The organism is Margalitia sp. FSL K6-0131, from assembly GCF_038008735.1.
GTDB classification, from domain to species: domain Bacteria; phylum Bacillota; class Bacilli; order Bacillales; family Bacillaceae_C; genus Margalitia; species Margalitia shackletonii.
The window spans coordinates 437,803-455,803 of sequence record NZ_JBBOZS010000001.1 but is presented as its reverse complement, the minus strand read 5'-3'; the positions used below and the strand labels follow the sequence as shown (position 1 = coordinate 455,803).

The following is an 18,001-nucleotide window of genomic DNA, read 5'->3' as shown; positions in this document are numbered from 1 at the left end:
AACCCCACTATAATACATGTGAGGTTTTTTGTTTTTTCTTTCTTATCATTGCACCCATTTCTTCTGAAATGCAGCGATTCTTTGATAATCTTCATTTAAAGATCTTGAAACATGAATATAAATTGGGGCGAGTTCCTCATAAATTTGAACGTTTTCCTCTATTGGTCTGTGATAGTGGCTTTCCCCTACCATCTCGGAAACTACTTCAAGGGAATCAACCATTCCAAGGCTGTATAATCCTAATATTGCTGCTCCTAGACAAGAGCTTTCAAAGCTTTCCGGAACAGATAATTCTTGATTAAAGATATCCGCCATTATCTGCCTCCACAAGTGGGATCTTGCAAATCCACCGGTGGCTTGTATTTTTTTCGGTTCCCCAATAAGCTCTTTCAAAGCAAGAAGAACAGTATATAAATTAAAAATAACACCTTCCAGTACAGCTCTAATCATATGTTCTTTCTTATGGTGCAAACCAAGTCCAAAGAAGGAGCCTCTAGCATGCGCATCCCATAATGGAGCACGTTCACCAGCAAGATATGGATGAAATAACAATCCATCAGCTCCCGGACTAACTTTAGCAGCAATTTCAGTCAGCAAATCGTATGGATCTACTCCTAACCTTTTTGCGGCTTCTATTTCTGATGCACCAAGCTGATCGCGCACCCAGCGGAAAATCATCCCACCGTTATTAACTGGTCCTCCGATTACCCAGTGATTTTCTGTTAATGCATAGCAAAAGATCCGTCCCTTCGGATCCGTAATCGGCCTGTCTATTACCGTTCTTATGGCACCGCTTGTCCCAATCGTAACAGCAATGGATCCTGGCTCTATCGCATTAACTCCAAGATTAGAAAGGACCCCATCACTTGCTCCAACAACAAACGGTACATTTTCTGGAATACCCATTTCTTCTGCGAATTTGGAATCCATCCCTGTTAGTCTGAAGGTTGTGGAAACTGGTTTTGACAATTGAGATGAAGTAACACCAGCTACCTTTAATGCCTCTTCATCCCAATTTAATTCTTGTAAATTAAACATGCCGGTAGCAGAAGCAATAGAATAGTCCACTACAAACTGACCAAATAGTTTATAGAAAACATACTCTTTTATGGAGATGAATTTTGATGCACTGCTAAATAACTCGTATTGTTCCTTTCTCATCCAAAGCAGCTTGGAAAGAGGGGACATCGGATGGATTGGAGTACCTGTTCGAAGGTAAATTTGATGCCCATTCATTTCATCCTTTATTTTATCCGCCCATTTAACACTTCGGTTATCAGCCCATGTAATACAAGGGGAAAGAGGTTTCCCTTCGTCGTCAACAGCGATCAAGCTATGCATTGCTGAACTAAAGGATACGCATACAATATCATTTGGAGGAATATTACTAGATAATATAACCTCTTTAATTGTCTTCACAACTGCGTTCATGATTTCTTCGGGATCCTGCACTGCTGTATCAGGAGTAGGAGAATAAAGTGGATATTCAATGTTGTAACTTGAAATAATTTCCCCTTTTTCGGAAAATAATACTGATTTTGTACTGGTAGTTCCTATATCTACACCGATGACATACTTTGAACCCATTTCTTTATACCTCCTAAAAACATACAATACCAAATAGCCTATGCTTATTTGTTTGCTCTTTTATTATATTAAATGCCTTTTGCCATTACTTTTATCTATTTTGTGAAAAAGAAAATTTTTTTCATATTAAACAAGAAAAACTGGCTTCAGGTTTCAGCAACCTTAGCCAGTAAAATACCTATTAAATAAAAACATCGAGAATTAGCGCTAATCCAAATGCAACGAAGGATAAAATGGTTTCCAGTACGGTCCATGTTTTTAATGTTTCCGGAACACTTAGACCCAGATATTCTTTCACCATCCAGAAGCCGGCATCATTCACATGCGAGAACATTAGGGAACCGGCACCCGTTGCAATAACCAATAATTCAAGGTTAACTCCGGTCATATGTTGAATAATTGGTGATACAATTCCAGCTGCAGTTGTTAAAGCAACGGTAGCTGAACCTGTAGCAATCCGGATTAAGCCTGCAATAATAAAGGCAAGCACTAATGGCGATAATGAAAAATGCTGTGCCATTTCTCCAATTGTATTACCTACACCACTGTCAATCAATATTTGCTTAAATCCGCCGCCTGCACCAATAATGGCTATAATAGAACCGACTGGTAAAAAGCATTCCTCTACTAACGTTTTCATTCGATTTTTATTTAATCCTTGTCGGAATCCAAGGAAGTACATAGCAGCAAAAACGGAAATTAATAGAGCAATCAAAGGGCTTCCTATAAATCCAAAGAATTTTTTCAATCCGTCAGATAAACCGATAAATGGAACTAGTGCTGAAAAAACCATAAGAATGACAGGTAGTAAAATAACAAGGAATGAAATACCTGTTCCAGGAAGCTTCTTGTTGTCTATATCCTCAACTTTAATTAGCTCAGGTTCTTGCTCAGGTGTTATACGTTTTGTAATCCATTTTGCAAAAACTGGCCCTGCCAGAATCGCGGAAGGAATTGCAATAATAAGAGAGTACAGAAGTACCTTCCCCATATTGGCATTATAAATTCCAATCGCTGCAATCGCGCCCGGATGCGGCGGAATCAAGCCATGTGCAATGGATAAACCCGCAATAGCTGGTAATCCAATAAGCAGTAGATTTTGCTTAGATGTTTTGTGCAGCGAAATAACTAAAGGAAGAACGATTAATATTCCTACTTCAAAAAATACAGGAATACCAGTAATAAATCCTGCAAGAAGCATAGCCCACGGAAGCCTTTTTATGCCAAAGGTACGGACAAAGAAATTGGATACCTGTATTCCTGCCCCTGACTCTGCCATTAACTTTCCTAAAATTGTACCAAGAGCAAGGATTCCAACTAAGTGCCCCAAGGTACCCCCTACACCTGTTTCAATCCCGGTAACAATCTTATCTAAGGATAAACCGGAAAAGATAGCCAGGAACAAGGTTGCTACTAGTAAACTAATAAATGCGTGCCACTTAAACAATGTAACCCCAATAATAACGATAATAATAGCTAATAGTGCTACAACTAAATGAAACATTATTTTCCCCTCCTCTTTATTCTAATCTCTAATCAAAATACCTCTTCATTCATTTTCGCCAAACCAACTATTAAATAGTTTGATTGGGAAATGAAAGCACTTTCAAATCATAAACCTATTATACGAAAGAAAATTTCTTTCATCAATATGTTTTGAAAATTTTTTTCTCAATTTAATTTACCATTAATATGAAGAAAATTAAAGATAGCCTAACAAGTCAAGCATAATTACTGTTCATTTTTGGAATTATATATTAAAAAGGTGGATTAAATGGACAACTACACAAATGACAACACTGCCAGAAGATATAAAGCCCATGTTAGTATTTTAGGAACAACCCAATTACATTTGAGAAATCCTTATATTATTGCTTGGTGGTCTGCAGCATTCCCTGGATTCGGACATATGCTTTTATCTAAATATCTTAGAGGGTATGCATTATTTATTTGGGAAGTTTTCGTTAATGTTAATGCACATGTTAATTCTGCTATGATTTATTCCTTTCAAGGGAAAATAGACATGGCAAAAGAGGTGTTAGATACAAGATGGCTTCTTATGTATATTCCTGTTTACCTTTTTGGTATATGGGACAGTTTTCGGACAACAGTAGATATGAATAAGGTTTATGTTTTAGCCGAAAGAGAGAATCACGGCTTTAATTCATTTTCAATAGGAGCTTTAGAGATTAACTACCTGGATAAACGAAATCCCACTGTTGCCGTTATGTGGTCATTGTTTATTCCTGGTTTAGGACAACTGTATATTCATAGGATTTTAACGGCATTATTTGTCATCATATGGTTAGTTATATTTTTTTATTATTCGCACATTCAAGAAGCGGTTGTACTCTTATTTTTAGGTAAAATAAAAGAGGCAACTTCGGTTTTAAAGCCCGATTGGCTCCTTTTTATCCCTTCGCACTATGGGTTTGCTATTTATGATTCTTATATGAATACCGTTGAGAATAACAAACTGTTCGAAAAAGATTTAAGAAATTACTTATCTGTACATTATCAATCGGAGAGTTTCAAAATACTAAAAGGACAAAAAGTGAAGTGATATAATTGCAGCTTTTTTCAACGTTTGAAAGCACAGGATTTTTGGAAATGGCAGTTTCTACGTTAGAAAAAAAAGGGATCCAAAAAGAAAATATATTTGCCGCCCCGCTGGATAATAGAACGGAAGACCGTAAAATTTTTGATAGCCTGCACCGTTCAGATGGTACAAGCCTCATTGATATTGGTATGGGGATTGCCACTGCATTTGCGGTTATTGGAGCAAGTATAGGATTTGAATTAGCATGGGGGCCAATATACTGGGGACTGATAAGTGCATTTGTCGGGTTTGTTCTTGGCTTTATTATTCGTCTCTTTATGGAATTGGTTGTAAAGAAAAATAAAAGAGTTTTAAAAGGAAAGCATTCGGAAGTCATTCTAATTATTGATTGTGAAGAATCACAAGCTGCATTAATTGAGGATATACTTTGGAAGCATTTTGCTTTAGGAGTGGCAAAAGTAAAGTGATTGAAATCCCACTTTTTGAGAAGAAACGGGTTAGAGGTATCTCGGCTTTATTACATTAAACACATAAAATCCCTCCTTTTTAATTAAAAGCAGGGACTTTTCTTCATATTATTTATAACATCTTTTCAGGAATTTATTATATTCTCCCTATTCACTATTGGAACTTTTCGATGCTTAGTAGCCTGCTCAAAAGCAAAAGCTAATTTAATTAATAAGCCTTCGGTGTATGCAGTGCTTGCAAATGTTACCCCAAACGGTCTTCCATTTTTCATATAACCAGCAGGTACAGCAATGGAAGGATACCCTGCTTTTGCACAAATGGTTGAACCTATATAAGCAGGAAAAAGAATGGCATCAAGATCATATTTTTTTAAAGTAAAATCAATCCCTTGTTCCTGTGAATAATATAAATCTTTCAATTTTGCCTCTAAATACTCAGGATTTCTTAATGTATTAGCAAGCGATTCTCTTTGCTCCAGTTTATTCTGACCATATTTCAATGCTACTTCTTTATTATCTCTATTGAATTGGATTAATTCCGTCAATGAATGTACTGGAATATTGGATGGTAGTTGAGAAAGATAATTGTCTAAGCTATGTTTTAACTCATATAATGATACACCGTAATCCCACTTTCTATGAAAGGAAGGGATTTCAATATCTTCTATTATCTTCGCTCCTTGGTCTTTAATAGTTTGTATTGCACTCTTATATAATTCGTCATCATACTCTTCAAAATCATGAAAAGCATTAGAATCACTATGAAATACTCCTATTTTTGCTCCTCTTAAACCGGCTGTGTCCAAATAAATGGAATAATCATTTTCTATTCTTCCTTCACTTTTATACGTTGCAGCGTCACCTTCATCAACACCAGACATTGCTCCCAATAAAAGCGCAGCATCCGTAACAGTTCTGGCAAATGGCCCAGCTGTATCTTGAGAGTATGTAAAGGGGATAATGCCCTTTCTGCTGATTAACCCAACAGTTGGTTTAATGCCTACAACTGAGTTTTGTGTGGCAGGGCTAAGAATGGATCCATCCGTTTCTGTACCTACTGATAAAACTGTAAGGTTGGCCGCCACTGCAACGGCAGAGCCGGAGCTTGAGCCACCAACAAAAAGACTATCATCCCCATAAGGGTTTAATACTTGCCCACCCCTTGAACTATACCCTGCCCACATTTCAGTAGACATTCCATTCGCAAATTCTGTCATATTTGCTTTACCTAAGATTACCGCTCCCGCTTTACGCAGTTTTTGAACAAGAAATGCATCATTGCTAGCCATACGGTTTTCTAAGGCAATGGATCCTGCACTCGTGTGCATGGAATCACCTGTTTCAATATTATCCTTTAAAACTACTGGAATTCCGTGTAAAGGTCCTCTCATACCTTTTGTTTTTCTTTCATAATCAAGTCCTTCCGCGATAAAAATCGCATCCGGATTAATTTCAAGTATGGAATTTAACCTTGGACCTTTCTGATCGTATTTTGCAATTCTATGTAAATAAAACATTACCAATTCTTTTGAAGTTATCTCGCCATCTTCCATAGCTTTTTGTATTTCATTAATAGTTAATTCTTCTCTGAAAAAATCATTAAATGGTATAGCCATTCATACACCCCTTATTATTTCTATTCCACTAACCGCCCCTTAAAAAGTGAAGCTAAATGAAGTTAAAATGCTTGCCATCACAATCCAAAAGAATACTCTTTTTCCACTTTACAAATCCGAACAGAGTAATTTTTATACCATTCTTGTTTCCCTTTTTCTTGTGCTATTTTATGAGCTGAATTTTCTTTCCAATTTCTAATAGCTTCTAAGGAATCCCAATAGGAAACAGTAATACCCAATTCATTATCCCTTGCACTCTCAATACCTAAAAATCCCGGCTGCTGGGAAGCTAATTGTTCCATTGCTTCGGCCATTTTTCCATATCCTTTGTCACCTATTGTTCTTTGTGAAGTGAATATTACAGCGTAATATGGCGGTTGAAATGCTTTCATATTGCCATTCATTTTCATTTCCCCTTAAGTATTTTGTGTTAAATCTAATACCTCATTCTCTAAGAATCTACTTCATCAATCTATAATCAGCCTTGCTTTATTGGACATTTTTTGTCATCAAATACAAAAACCACTAGCCACCACTATCAGAACCTTTTCATTGACGACCATAGGTCTTAAATGCTTTATATAGTCCACGATCATCACACCTTTAACAAGTACTCCTCCAATTAATTCGATTCTTTGTGGATTATATCCTCTTTAATGAAAGCGATCTTTTTATGATTGTTAAACATGGATGTTATCTTTACTTAGCGGACACCAGATCCGTTATTTTGTGCAAAATAGGCAAATCAACCAAATTTGCGGACATAGGTTCCGTTATTTTGTATAAAAGCAGTGATTTCCTTATGTTTTTTCGAAAATAACGTACTCAGTGTCCGCTAAGACTTCAAAATAGGGGTATTTAATAAAAATAGCGGATTTCAGGTCCGCTAAAAAATATATCTAGTTTTAGATTACACTCTTTCCAATTTAACAAACTTCCGCTTCCCAATCTGAATAACGGGTTCTTCCTTAATATCCACCAGTAAATTTAGATCAATCACCTTTACTTCGTTTATCCTCACTCCGCCATTTTGGATCATTTTCTGCGCTTCTGTTTTAGATTTTTGTAATTTTAATTCTGTCAGTAAATCAACTATGGGAACTTCCATTTCTCCCTGCCATTTTACAACAGGGATATCATCAGGCAATCCCCCTCTTTGAAATACTGCTTTAAAGGCTGCTTCTGCACTTTCTGCCTCCTGAGCATGATGAAAGCTGCTTACAATCGTTCTAGCCAGAAGCATTTTGGCGTCTCTCGGGTGGAGTTTTCCTTGAGCTAATTCTTCTTTTATTTGCTTTTTCCGTTCAAGCGGCAAATCTGTAACAAGCTCAAAATATTTTACAATTAATTCATCTGGGATGGACATCGTTTTTCCATACATATCGCTTGGGCTATCATCCACACCAATATAATTATTTTTGGATTTAGACATCTTTTCTACGCCATCAAGACCCTCTAGTAATGGAAGTAAAATAACAATCTGTTTTTCTTTTCCGAAATGCTCTTGCAGCTGTCTTCCCATTAAAACATTGAAATGCTGGTCAGTTCCGCCAAGTTCAACATCACTTTCCAGTTCAACGGAATCAAACCCTTGCATGAGCGGATAGAAAAATTCATGCAAAGAAATGGGCTTCCCTGCCCGAAAACGCTCTGAAAAATCATTTCTTTCGAGTAATCTCGCCACTGTGATACTGGATGCTAAATGAATAATATCTTCCAGATTTAATCTGCTGAGCCATTTTGAGTTGTAATGCAGCTCAACCTTCTCCATATCTAATACTTTGCCAAATTGTTCGAAATAGGTTTTTGCGTTATTTTTTACTTCTTCATTCGTTAACTGTTTTCTCACCGTTGATTTTCCTGTCGGGTCCCCTATCTTACCTGTAAAATCCCCTATAATAAGCTGAATCGTATGTCCATTCTGCTGGAACTGTTTAAGCTTATTTAAAACAACCGTATGACCTAAATGAACATCAGGAGCGGAAGGATCTAATCCTAATTTCACCTTCAACGGTTTGTTTTTTAGGATGGACATAGCAATTTTGTTCTTTAGCTCCCAAGCAGGAATGATTTCCTTTGATCCGCTGCTATAAGTGTCAAATTGCCTCTCCACTTCTGCTATTTGTTCGTTCGTAAGTTGTTCCAAAAAGTTTTCCAAAATACTCTCCTCCTATCTCAAATGTGAAAGCGCCTTGCTCATCGGCGTACGGATTTCGTAGTCTCAGGCTCGAGATAAAGGAAACCGTGCTGAGGTATTCCACGAGCTATTGAAAATTGAACTACCATTTTCACCGAGTAAAATTTGAAGTGTAATTTTACCTGATGTTGACTTATCGTAGGGAGGAGACGCAGAAATCCGCTAGCCGATAGGCGCTGAAACTAGACGTAAAAAATTTTTTTAAAGTTATACACAAGGATATATTTTATAAATATAAAAAACCACGCCCCGAAAAAAGGGACGTGGTTAACGCGGTACCACCCTTATTGAAGATTTCTCTTCCGCTTCATTCGAATAACGGTTCGTCCGTTCTTTACTACTATCCGTTCGCAAAGAAAGTTCATGGAGGTAATTCGCCCTTATCTTTATACTGATTTTCACCACCACCAGCTCTCTGCTACAGGGAGATAAGAAACTACTTATTCCAATCATTACCTTTATATTGTAAATATTTCATTTATACTAACCTAAATTAGGGGAAAATTCAAACTAATTTTTGCGTATTTTATCCTAACCTATTTAATTTTTGTAAGATTACCCACATTAAATCTTTTGGTAGTTGCTTCCCCATTGATTGTTTCCCAAGATACTGTTACAACTTTAGAGCTTAACGCTTTTTTTACGTCTTCATCGTTTAATCCTTTTGAATAATAAATGAACTCGTAACTATAATTTGCAAAGTTTTCTTCTGCGTTATCCTGCTCCCACCCAGTCATATGTATAACCCTCGTTTTATCAATTGTATTAATTACTTTCTCAATATCTGGTATTACTATTTTCCGAGAAGTAATACCATTTGATTGCTTCATATCTATTTTATAGGTCAATATTCTAAAATCACTTATGCCGGAGTCTTCATAATTCACTCTTTCAAGTCTATTAAATTCATCTTCCGTTAGCTTTGAAATATTAAATTTAATCGTAATGGTCGGCTCCTCTACATTTTCCTTTTTGTAGAATACGATGGCAATTATCATAATAATTAATACTATCGGCACTACTGCCTTAAGATATTTCCCCATTTCGCACCCCCCATAAAACATACATACACTTAAAAAAACTCGTTTAATCCATTCGCAAAATAATCGTATTCCTTATTATTAAGAATTTTCTCCCCGTAACCCTCGAAGAAAGTTTCTCTATCTATATCATTTTCAAATAAATGGGGTTTAGGACGGATAGCCAATGAAAGATCATATCTAGGGTCACCGTTGGCTCCCCCACTCCAATCAATGATGCCTGAAATGACGCCATTAGAAACTAAAACGTTATCGATTGTAAAGTCTCCATGAATCAGTGCTTGTTTAGCCATGCTAGGTTTATTCGTTTTAATTTTATCTAACAATGCTTTATTTCCATCCACCTTGTAATGATTTAAATTATATTCAGCATGAAGTAGCATATCGTCAATCCATGGCCGCTCACTTTTTAGTCGGTCGGGGCAAGGGGTTGAATGGATTTTGGATAGGATATTTCCAAAATGAAAGATCAATTCCCTTCTTTTGTTTTTATTCTTTTGATTGGATATAGCAGTTCTTAAAGTTTCTCCCTCTATGTACTCCATGAGAACCCAACATTGATCATATTGTTTTTGTTTAACAAACTTCATTGCTTTCGGAACAGGCAGATTGGTTTCATTTGATAAACAATCTAATACAGATACTTCTTTGTTTAACCATGAACAAAATAACTCTCCCTTCGCCCTTTTCAGCACATAGATGCCTTGATTGCTTTCAAGTATGCCAACATCGGAAGTATAACCCTGTCTGGGGAATTGAATAGAGTTAATATTTTTTACATACTCTAATATTTCTGTTGGGATTTCCCCAATTAGAATCGGTTGCAATTTAGAATACCTCCTCGCAATTAATTTTCCAGCCATTTATCCACCCCGATTACATTATAAAAACCCGAATCTATTCATTACTTTTCTTTGAAACTGATTCATTATAAGCTTCTGAACCATTCTTAGGAATGCTTAAAATCATCCAATCTTTATCTTTTAATTGTTTACCAATATATAAGATTTGCCCTAAGTGATAACTAATGTGAGCTACTTCCGTTTGAATTGCTTGCAGAACACTTAATGGTTGCTGTCTTAGCGTTACCGTTTTATGTAAGTCTTCTGGCTGGAAATTCTCCAATGTGTGAAAAAGCAATTTCCAGCCATCTTCCCAAATTTTCATAAGTTGTTCCTGAGGCTCCATATCATCTACAAATTCCGAGTCCCTATTTCTATATGGTTTTTCTCCATCTGCAGTTAAAAAATCCACCCATCGAGAGTGCATATTCCCACTTATATGCTTTATTATTATTGCGATATTATTAGATTCTTCACTTGGCTTCCAGTGTAATTCTTCTTCTGATAATTGCTTAAAAGCCTTCTCTGCTCGTTCCTTAAAATGCCTAAATTGCTGCGTTACAATAGATAGGTATTCTTTTTCTAATTGATTCAAAGCTTTTCCTCCTTATTTATTCAAAATTATTTGGGGATGACCATTCATAAGTGTTAAATAACTTTCACTAATTACGTAAGGCCATTGCGATCGTTTAAGATATAATAAAAATAGAAGTATTTCTTTTCTAACGCTCGTAAATAAAGGAGATCGTAGAAATGTTCCTAGCAGAACTTAATCAAGAGGAGAAAACAGCGTTTCTTGAATTAGCTTCTCTCATTGCCAAAATTGACCATAGTCAATCAATATATGAAGATACAATTCTTAATAAATATAAAAAAGAAATGGAAATGGATCATTATAAAATACAAGGATTCGAGATGGTGGACATCCTTAAAGTATTTAAAAATGAACGCTCTAAAAATATCGTTTTAGCTGAGATCCTGACACTTATTTTTTCGGATGGGGTTTTTCATGATTTAGAAAAAGAATCTGTCCGCTTTATTAAGCAGTATTTTGGATTCAACTCCAATGAATACGAAAGCTTCAAGGACTGGGTAGATAAAATTAGGGAATTAGCAAACCATGAAAATTACCAAACGTTGAGTTAGTGTTTAACAAGATATTTGTTCTGTTATGAATGATGATTGGATATTTAAGTCCAATCATTTTTTTAGATCTAAACATAGCCACCTCGCTTCTTTAATAACCTTCAGCAATTCAACCTTTTATGATATGGATGATGCATGTAAAGAAAAATATGTCCTAATTCTACGAAATTGGCATAAAAAGGTTGCAAGAAAAAGGGATATATTATGGTTCATCATCATAATAATATGCATGCACTGTACATAATCCTTCAACAGAAGCTGGACTGTAAATACATAGCCTTTTCCTGTTTCCACCATTCTTTTTCACACCTTTTATATTCTCTTCAAACTCCAATGTAATATTTCTTTACACTTTTTTTAGAAAGCATTAATACGCGCTTAATGAACAGCCAATATAATAAAGTTAGAAAATTAAAGGAGGTCGTAAAGATGACAGTCCAAATAGTAGTGGATGAAATTATGGGTGGAGAAAGAGTAGAAGTCACCTTAGCAAAATATATTGGTTTATCTTTAACTAAAAAGGATGTACAAATCGTCAAAAATGCGGTGAAGAAAAAAGATGAACAACAAATATACCGAGCTGTTCAAACCATTCTACAAAAACCTCGGAATCGGAAACTGTTGAATTAATTTGCGGTGCTTCCTGCTCATTTACCTTTATATTCCTACATTTATCCTCCACTTTTAACCGATTCTAAAAAAATATCCAAAAATCTTTTGATTTTATAGGTAATATTCTTTCCTAAAAGGGAAATAAGATTGCTTTTAAAAATAACTCAGGCAGTTTGAAAGATAATTCCGTCACTTTCCAACATAATTCAGGCATATCTGGGAATAATTCAGTCACAACTCGGAATAATTCAGCCAATACAAAAAGGAGTAGAATCCAGAGACTATTCAAAAAAGGGTTCCACCAATCGGAACCCTCCTTCAAACCATTTATTCATATAAATGACAAGCGACAAAATGCCCGCTCGCAACTTCTTTCATTTCCGGGTCTACTTCCGCACATTTGGCGGTAGCAAACGGACAGCGCGAACGGAATCTGCAGCCTTGCCTAATATCTAATGGACTTGGCAATTCTCCCTTAATGGACTCGATACTGGCACTTTGCGCTTTGATTGGATCTGGAATCGGAATTGCTGATAATAATGCCTTTGTATATGGGTGGAGAGGATTTTTATACAAATCGTTACTATCCGAAATTTCTACTATTCTTCCTAAGTACATGACCCCAATTCGATCCGAAATATGGCGAACCATAGAGAGATCATGAGCAACAAATAAATAGGTGAGACCCATTTCTTCCTGCAAATCCTCCAGCATATTGATTACCTGAGCTTGAATGGAGACGTCCAATGCAGAAATAGCCTCATCGCATAAAATAAACTCAGGATTAATCGATAATGCCCGTGCAATGCCAATTCGTTGGCGCTGTCCGCCGCTAAACTCATATGGAAATTTCTCCATATCCTGCTTTTTTAACCCTACTTTTTCAAGCAATTCACCAATCTTTTCACTTCTCTCCTTTTTTGATAGATTCGTATGAATCTCTAAAGGTTCATCAATTATCTCCCCGACATTCATATACGGATTGAGAGAAGAATAGGGATCTTGAAAAATAATCTGCATTCTTTTGCGATAAGGCTGCAGTTCTTTAGCCTTTAATTTGGCGATATCAGTTCCATCAAAAATGATTTCTCCTTCGGTTGCATCATATAAGCGATTGATGGTTCTGCCGAGCGTTGATTTCCCGCAGCCAGATTCACCGACAAGTCCAAAGGTTTCGCCTTTATTTATATGGAAAGTGACATCATCGACCGCTTTCACATATTGATCCTTTTTATGAAGAAAGGACGATTTTAAAGGAAAGTATTTTTTCAAGTGGTTTACTTCAATGAGTTTCTGCTGTTTGTTATCACTCATGTTCGCCGTCTCCTTCCCCAGCTAAAAAGCACATGCTGCTTTGTGTTTCTGAAAATTTTTTGTAAGCTGGCATCTCCGTAAAGCATTTCTCCATCGCTAGTTCGCAGCGCTCCGCAAAAGGACATCCCTTCGGAAGATTATTTAAGGATGGTGCAGATCCTTTAATTGGCTTCAATCTGCTTTTTTCTCCATCGTCCATCTTCGGAATGGAGTTTAGCAATGCTTTTGTATACGGATGCTTAGGAGAATAAAAGATTTCCGCAGCAAGTCCTTCCTCCATAATCATTCCTGCATACATCACGACAATCCTGCTGCAAAGGCTAGCTACCACACCTAAGTCATGAGTAATAAGAACGACAGACATATCATTTTCGCTTTGTAACTTTTTTAATAGATTCAGAATTTGTGCCTGAATCGTTACATCCAAAGCAGTAGTCGGTTCATCCGCAATTAATAGTTCAGGATTGCAAGATAATGCCATCGCAATTAGAACCCTTTGCCTCATACCGCCGCTAAACTCATGCGGATATTGATTCACCCTTGCTTCTGGTGAGGGAATCCCGACCATTCTTAGCATTTCAATTGCTTCATTTTTGGCTTCCGCCTTTTTCATTCCGCGAACGCGAACCAATAACTCGACAAGATGATCCCCTACTTTTTTTAGTGGATTTAAAGCAGTCATTGGATCCTGGAAAATCATCGCAATTTCTTTGCCTCTGATTGCTCTTTTTTCCTTATTGGAGAGATTCTCAATATGGCGTCCGTTTAAAATCATTTCTCCGCTTTCGACCTTCGCTGTTTTCGGGATTATTCCCATAATGGATTTCATTAAGACACTCTTGCCACTTCCAGATTCGCCTACGATTCCGAGGATTTCCCCTTTTTGTACATTTAGGTTAATCCCACGAATCGCTTCAAGCCTTGTTTTACCATCATAAAAGGTCGTTTTTAAATCTTTCACCTCTAGTAATGTGTCGCTCATACCATTCACCCCCTATTTACCCGTTTTCGGTTCTACGACCACGCGAAGTACATCACCTAATTTATTAAAGGAATACACCGTTAATACAATTAACACACCAGGTAAAATCGCCATATATGGAGCACTTGCCAGATTGCCTTGCGCCGTTTGCAACATGCTTCCCCATGAAGATAGAGGTTGCTGTACACCAAGACCAAGGAAGCTTAGTGCCGACTCCATTAAAATAGCATTGGCAATACTAACTGTTGATGCAACAATAAAGGTTGGCAGCGCACCTGGAATAATATGCTTAAAAATGATTTTCCAAAAGGATTGTCCTGATGCTTTTGCATATAAAACATATTCCCGTTCCTTTATCGTTAAGGTTTCCGCACGAACCAGTCTTGCTGTCCCCATCCAAGTAAATAAACCAATTACAAGAATGATTGCTTTCAATCCTGGAGTTAGAAAAATACTAATAACCGTTACCAGGATCATCCACGGTATGGATGAAATGATATCAACAATCCTCATGAGGAGATTATCAATTTTCCCTCCAAAATATCCGCTTACAGTTCCCACTAATACACCGATGCAGGTAGAAATCGCCATCGCTAAAAGCCCAACGGTAAGGGATATTCTTCCTCCATATAACGCCCTTGTTAAATAATCACGACCGAGCTCATCCGTGCCAAATAGATGACTGCCATTCGGCTTTTCCAATACCTTTCCAACATTTACTGCATTCGGTGAATAAGGTGATAGAAAGGCAAAGATAGAGGCTAGTATAATGAAAGAAAGAAAGATAAAAGCAAATAATGCCGTTTTATTAGACTTTAATTCTTTTTTCAGCTTTTCGATTCTTCTATTTTTTTGTTTAGCCACTTCCGTTACCTCATTTCCTTAATTCTAGGGTCGATAATGCAATATAGAATATCTGACAATAAGTTCCCCAGAATAACTAAACTGGCCGAAAACAACATAATTGCCATCACAACAGGATAGTCAAATCCTTGGATAGCTTTAACAAAATATGGTCCAATTCCTGGCCAGCCGAAAACAGTCTCCGTTACAAAGGCACCTGTAACAAGCATCGGCAAAGACATCCCCACGATGGTTACAAGCGGTAATAAAGCATTACGAAGAACATGCTTGAATAGAATGGCTGCACCAGAAGAACCGTATGCTTCTTGAACCATTACATAATCTTCCGCCAACTGTCCTATCGTTGATGATCGAACATAGCGAATTAATTCCGGTAAAAAGGCAATCGTCAATACTACGCATGGCAAGACAAGATGGTGAAAGAAATCCGAAGCAGAATCTTCCAGACCAATCGTATGCATGCCCAAAATCGGAAATAAACCCATTTTATATCCAAAAATAAAAATAAAGATCATTGCTAACCAAAAACTTGGGATTGCAATCCCGATTGAGCTAAAACCATCAATCATTTTATCTAGTAATTTACCTTTATTTGCACCTGCAATAAGACCAAGCACAATCGCTAAAATAAGCGCTAATACATATGCCGGTAAAACTAATACGATTGTATTTGGAATTCTTGAAAGTAAGTCTTGCGAAATGCTTTGGTGCGTAACAAGGGAGTAACCAAAATCACCACGTAAAATTCCTTTCACCCAATCAAAATATTGAATATAGGCAGGCTGGTCCAGCCCATATTTTGCTTTTATAAGCTCAATGGTCTTTTGCGACATATTAGGAGTAGTCATGGAATCAATCGCATCATATGGCGCCATTTGAATCAGCGCAAAACAGATGATGGAGATGATAATTAACATCGGTATCGCCTGTAAGACCCTTTTTAAAATATATTTGGCCAATCGCTTTCACTCCTTATTTTGAGACTTTTTTCATAGTGAAGATTGTTCGTCGAAAGCATACTCACATCCATCTGTATAAAGTGCCCCCGGACAATGTTTCGGAAATCGAACCATAGCTTATAACAAAGTGGATGAAAGAGCCTATCCTAAAAATAAAGATAAACAGCGCTAGAGCCGTTTATCTTTATTTACATAAAATTATTTAAAAGAAAGTTTTGACATATCCTCAAATGTATACACCGGAACAAGTCCTGCTTGATCAATTCCAGTAATATTTGAATCAATGGCTAAAATCCGTTTGTTTTCTGTAATCGGATAGAATGCTGCGTCATCAATGATTAATTTTTGAATCTTTTCATAGATTGCTTGACGTTTCGCATCATTTGTTTCTACTCTGCCTTTATTGAATAAATCATCCACTTCCGGATTACTATAGTGCATATAGTTGCTTGGACTTCCTGTTACAAATAAGGAGTTAAAAGTATCAGGATCAATCCCCATAATAAATCCGTTTAAATACATGTCAAAATCTGTTTGTACTTTCTCTAGCTTTTGGCTTAATGCATTTGCATCCATTCCAACTAATTTCAAGTCGATACCAACTGCTTTAAGGTCTTGCTGCATAACAGCTGCTTGCTTTTGTTGAATAGGATCGCTTCCAATATAAGCTAGTTTAAGAGATAATCCCTCTACTCCAGCTTTCTTAAGAAGTTCTTTTGACTTGTTGACATTGAAGTCATGTTTATCGACATTTTCTGTGTAGTAAGTCGCCTTTCTTGGTAAGAAAGTATATGCCGGCTCTGCATAATCATTAGATAGATAGCTTGCTTTAATAATTTCATCGCGATTTAATGCGTAAGCAATCGCCTGACGTACTTCTTTCGATTGTACGGCTTTCGAGCTTAAATTAAAGGCCATGTAACCGATGCGGCCTTCATCATATGGTTTAAGGGTAACCTTAGAATCATTTTTAAACTTTGCAACATCTGAAGGCTGGATAATTAAAGCGTTAATTTCTCCGCTTTGCAGTGATATGTTAGCAGTATTCGCATCTTCAATAATACGGAATACAACTTTATCAATTTTTGGAGCACCTAAGAAATAATCTTTATTTTTCTCAAAAGTAACACTCTCACCAGCTTTATATTGCACAAGCTTATAAGGGCCTGTTCCTACTGGAGTTGCATTTTTAGAACTATTGGCAATATCTTTTTCTCCTTCATAAATATGCTTTGGCATGATAAAGGTATTTCCAAGTGATTCCATTGCCCCCATACTTACTTCCGGAAGCTCAAACTTCACTGTATAATCGTCTACTTTGACAACTTTAACCGGTTTGTTGTTAAAGATAAGCATGCTTCTTGCCCAACCACCGTTTGATTCTTTTAACATTTGATCGTAAGTAAATACAACATCATCTGCTGTAAATGGCTTACCATCTGACCATTTAACATCTTTTCTTAATTTTGCTGTGTACGTTTTGAAATCTTTAGACGGTGTCATACTTGTTGCTAAAAAGTACTTCACATCATCTTTTCCGTTATACATATATAAAGGTGAATAGATCGCTTTAATTTCCATAAGTCCAAAACGATCACCTGTTGTAATAACGTTTACAGAATTACCCGGATCTCCACTAATTCCATAGATAAAAGTATTTGATTTGCTTCCCGATCCATTCGTTTTATCACTGGATGTACTGCTGGAATTAGATGAACATCCCGATAAAACCAAGACAAAACTTAGCAATATTGCAGCAAATAAACCAATTTGCTTTCTCATCACTTGTTCCCCCTAAGTTGGTTTTTTCTTTGT

At 36.6% G+C, this 18,001-nt stretch carries 17 protein-coding genes and 1 other annotated feature; of the genes, 4 read left to right on the top strand and 13 right to left on the bottom strand.

Translation table 11 applies throughout. The annotated features are described in order from the left end of the window. Positions 1 to 45: 45 nt before the first annotated feature. Together gntK and NSQ59_RS02330 are read right to left on the bottom strand one after the other, a co-directional pair. Positions 46 to 1,587 (bottom strand): gluconokinase, encoded by a 1,542-nt coding sequence (gntK, locus tag NSQ59_RS02335; RefSeq protein ID WP_340828909.1) that lies wholly within the window; start codon positions 1,585 to 1,587, stop codon positions 46 to 48. Positions 1,588 to 1,768: 181 nt separating this feature from the next. After that, positions 1,769 to 3,091: a GntT/GntP/DsdX family permease gene (locus NSQ59_RS02330; RefSeq protein ID WP_340828907.1), complete on the bottom strand. Its 1,323-nt coding sequence runs from the start codon at positions 3,089 to 3,091 to the stop codon at positions 1,769 to 1,771. A gap of 270 nt (positions 3,092 to 3,361) precedes the next feature. Between NSQ59_RS02330 and NSQ59_RS02325 the strand changes: the two genes are divergently transcribed. Together NSQ59_RS02325 and NSQ59_RS02320 are read left to right on the top strand one after the other, a co-directional pair. After that, entirely contained in the window at positions 3,362 to 4,150 is a 789-nt protein-coding gene (locus NSQ59_RS02325) for a hypothetical protein (RefSeq protein ID WP_340828906.1), read from the top strand. A 5-nt stretch (positions 4,151 to 4,155) separates the two neighbouring features. Further along, complete coding sequence (locus tag NSQ59_RS02320) at positions 4,156 to 4,614, top strand: hypothetical protein (RefSeq protein ID WP_340828903.1); 459 nt, start codon at positions 4,156 to 4,158, stop codon at positions 4,612 to 4,614. Positions 4,615 to 4,739: 125 nt separating this feature from the next. Here the strand turns inward: NSQ59_RS02320 and NSQ59_RS02315 are convergent, their stop codons facing one another. The 6 genes from NSQ59_RS02315 to NSQ59_RS02290 form a co-directional block, all read right to left on the bottom strand. Then, positions 4,740 to 6,230 carry an amidase family protein gene (locus tag NSQ59_RS02315; protein WP_340828902.1) on the bottom strand — a complete coding sequence of 497 codons (1,491 nt, stop codon included), beginning with the start codon at positions 6,228 to 6,230 and terminating at the stop codon, positions 4,740 to 4,742. A 77-nt stretch (positions 6,231 to 6,307) separates the two neighbouring features. Then, on the bottom strand, positions 6,308 to 6,634 hold the full coding sequence (locus tag NSQ59_RS02310; RefSeq protein WP_340828900.1) for an antibiotic biosynthesis monooxygenase family protein: 327 nt from the start codon (positions 6,632 to 6,634) through the stop codon (positions 6,308 to 6,310). A 506-nt stretch (positions 6,635 to 7,140) separates the two neighbouring features. Then, on the bottom strand, positions 7,141 to 8,388 hold the full coding sequence (gene tyrS, locus NSQ59_RS02305) for a tyrosine--tRNA ligase (RefSeq protein ID WP_340828899.1): 1,248 nt from the start codon (positions 8,386 to 8,388) through the stop codon (positions 7,141 to 7,143). 293 nt (positions 8,389 to 8,681) lie between these two features. Next, positions 8,682 to 8,889, bottom strand: a binding site (T-box leader). 74 nt (positions 8,890 to 8,963) lie between these two features. Beyond that, positions 8,964 to 9,470 (bottom strand): hypothetical protein, encoded by a 507-nt coding sequence (locus tag NSQ59_RS02300; protein WP_340828897.1) that lies wholly within the window; start codon positions 9,468 to 9,470, stop codon positions 8,964 to 8,966. Between the two features lie 29 nt (positions 9,471 to 9,499). After that, positions 9,500 to 10,294 carry a phosphotransferase family protein gene (locus NSQ59_RS02295; RefSeq protein ID WP_340828895.1) on the bottom strand — a complete coding sequence of 265 codons (795 nt, stop codon included), beginning with the start codon at positions 10,292 to 10,294 and terminating at the stop codon, positions 9,500 to 9,502. Between the two features lie 70 nt (positions 10,295 to 10,364). Further along, positions 10,365 to 10,904: a DUF1572 family protein gene (locus tag NSQ59_RS02290; protein WP_055738065.1), complete on the bottom strand. Its 540-nt coding sequence runs from the start codon at positions 10,902 to 10,904 to the stop codon at positions 10,365 to 10,367. A gap of 158 nt (positions 10,905 to 11,062) precedes the next feature. Here NSQ59_RS02290 and NSQ59_RS02285 point away from each other — a divergent pair, with 158 nt between their 5' ends. Beyond that, entirely contained in the window at positions 11,063 to 11,455 is a 393-nt protein-coding gene (locus tag NSQ59_RS02285; protein WP_055738064.1) for a hypothetical protein, read from the top strand. A gap of 429 nt (positions 11,456 to 11,884) precedes the next feature. Next, positions 11,885 to 12,085, top strand: coding sequence for a hypothetical protein (locus NSQ59_RS02280; protein ID WP_055738062.1), 201 nt, complete (start codon positions 11,885 to 11,887; stop codon positions 12,083 to 12,085). A gap of 309 nt (positions 12,086 to 12,394) precedes the next feature. Here NSQ59_RS02280 and NSQ59_RS02275 read toward each other — a convergent pair whose 3' ends face one another. The 5 genes from NSQ59_RS02275 to NSQ59_RS02255 all read right to left on the bottom strand — a co-directional run bounded on the left by NSQ59_RS02275 (position 12,395) and on the right by NSQ59_RS02255 (position 17,968). Continuing rightward, complete coding sequence (locus NSQ59_RS02275) at positions 12,395 to 13,381, bottom strand: ABC transporter ATP-binding protein (protein WP_340828891.1); 987 nt, start codon at positions 13,379 to 13,381, stop codon at positions 12,395 to 12,397. Further along, positions 13,374 to 14,363, bottom strand: coding sequence for an ABC transporter ATP-binding protein (locus NSQ59_RS02270; RefSeq protein WP_340828890.1), 990 nt, complete (start codon positions 14,361 to 14,363; stop codon positions 13,374 to 13,376). Before NSQ59_RS02270 ends, NSQ59_RS02275 begins: the two co-directional genes overlap by 8 nt. A gap of 12 nt (positions 14,364 to 14,375) precedes the next feature. Then, on the bottom strand, positions 14,376 to 15,227 hold the full coding sequence (locus NSQ59_RS02265) for an ABC transporter permease (protein WP_055738059.1): 852 nt from the start codon (positions 15,225 to 15,227) through the stop codon (positions 14,376 to 14,378). A 5-nt stretch (positions 15,228 to 15,232) separates the two neighbouring features. Further along, positions 15,233 to 16,186, bottom strand: a complete 954-nt coding sequence (locus tag NSQ59_RS02260) for an ABC transporter permease (RefSeq protein WP_055738058.1) — start codon at positions 16,184 to 16,186, stop codon at positions 15,233 to 15,235. Positions 16,187 to 16,384: 198 nt separating this feature from the next. Then, the gene (locus NSQ59_RS02255; RefSeq protein WP_340828887.1) at positions 16,385 to 17,968 is read right to left on the bottom strand and encodes an ABC transporter substrate-binding protein; all 1,584 of its coding nucleotides are present in this window, start codon (positions 17,966 to 17,968) and stop codon (positions 16,385 to 16,387) included. Between the last annotated feature and the right edge of the window lie 33 nt (positions 17,969 to 18,001).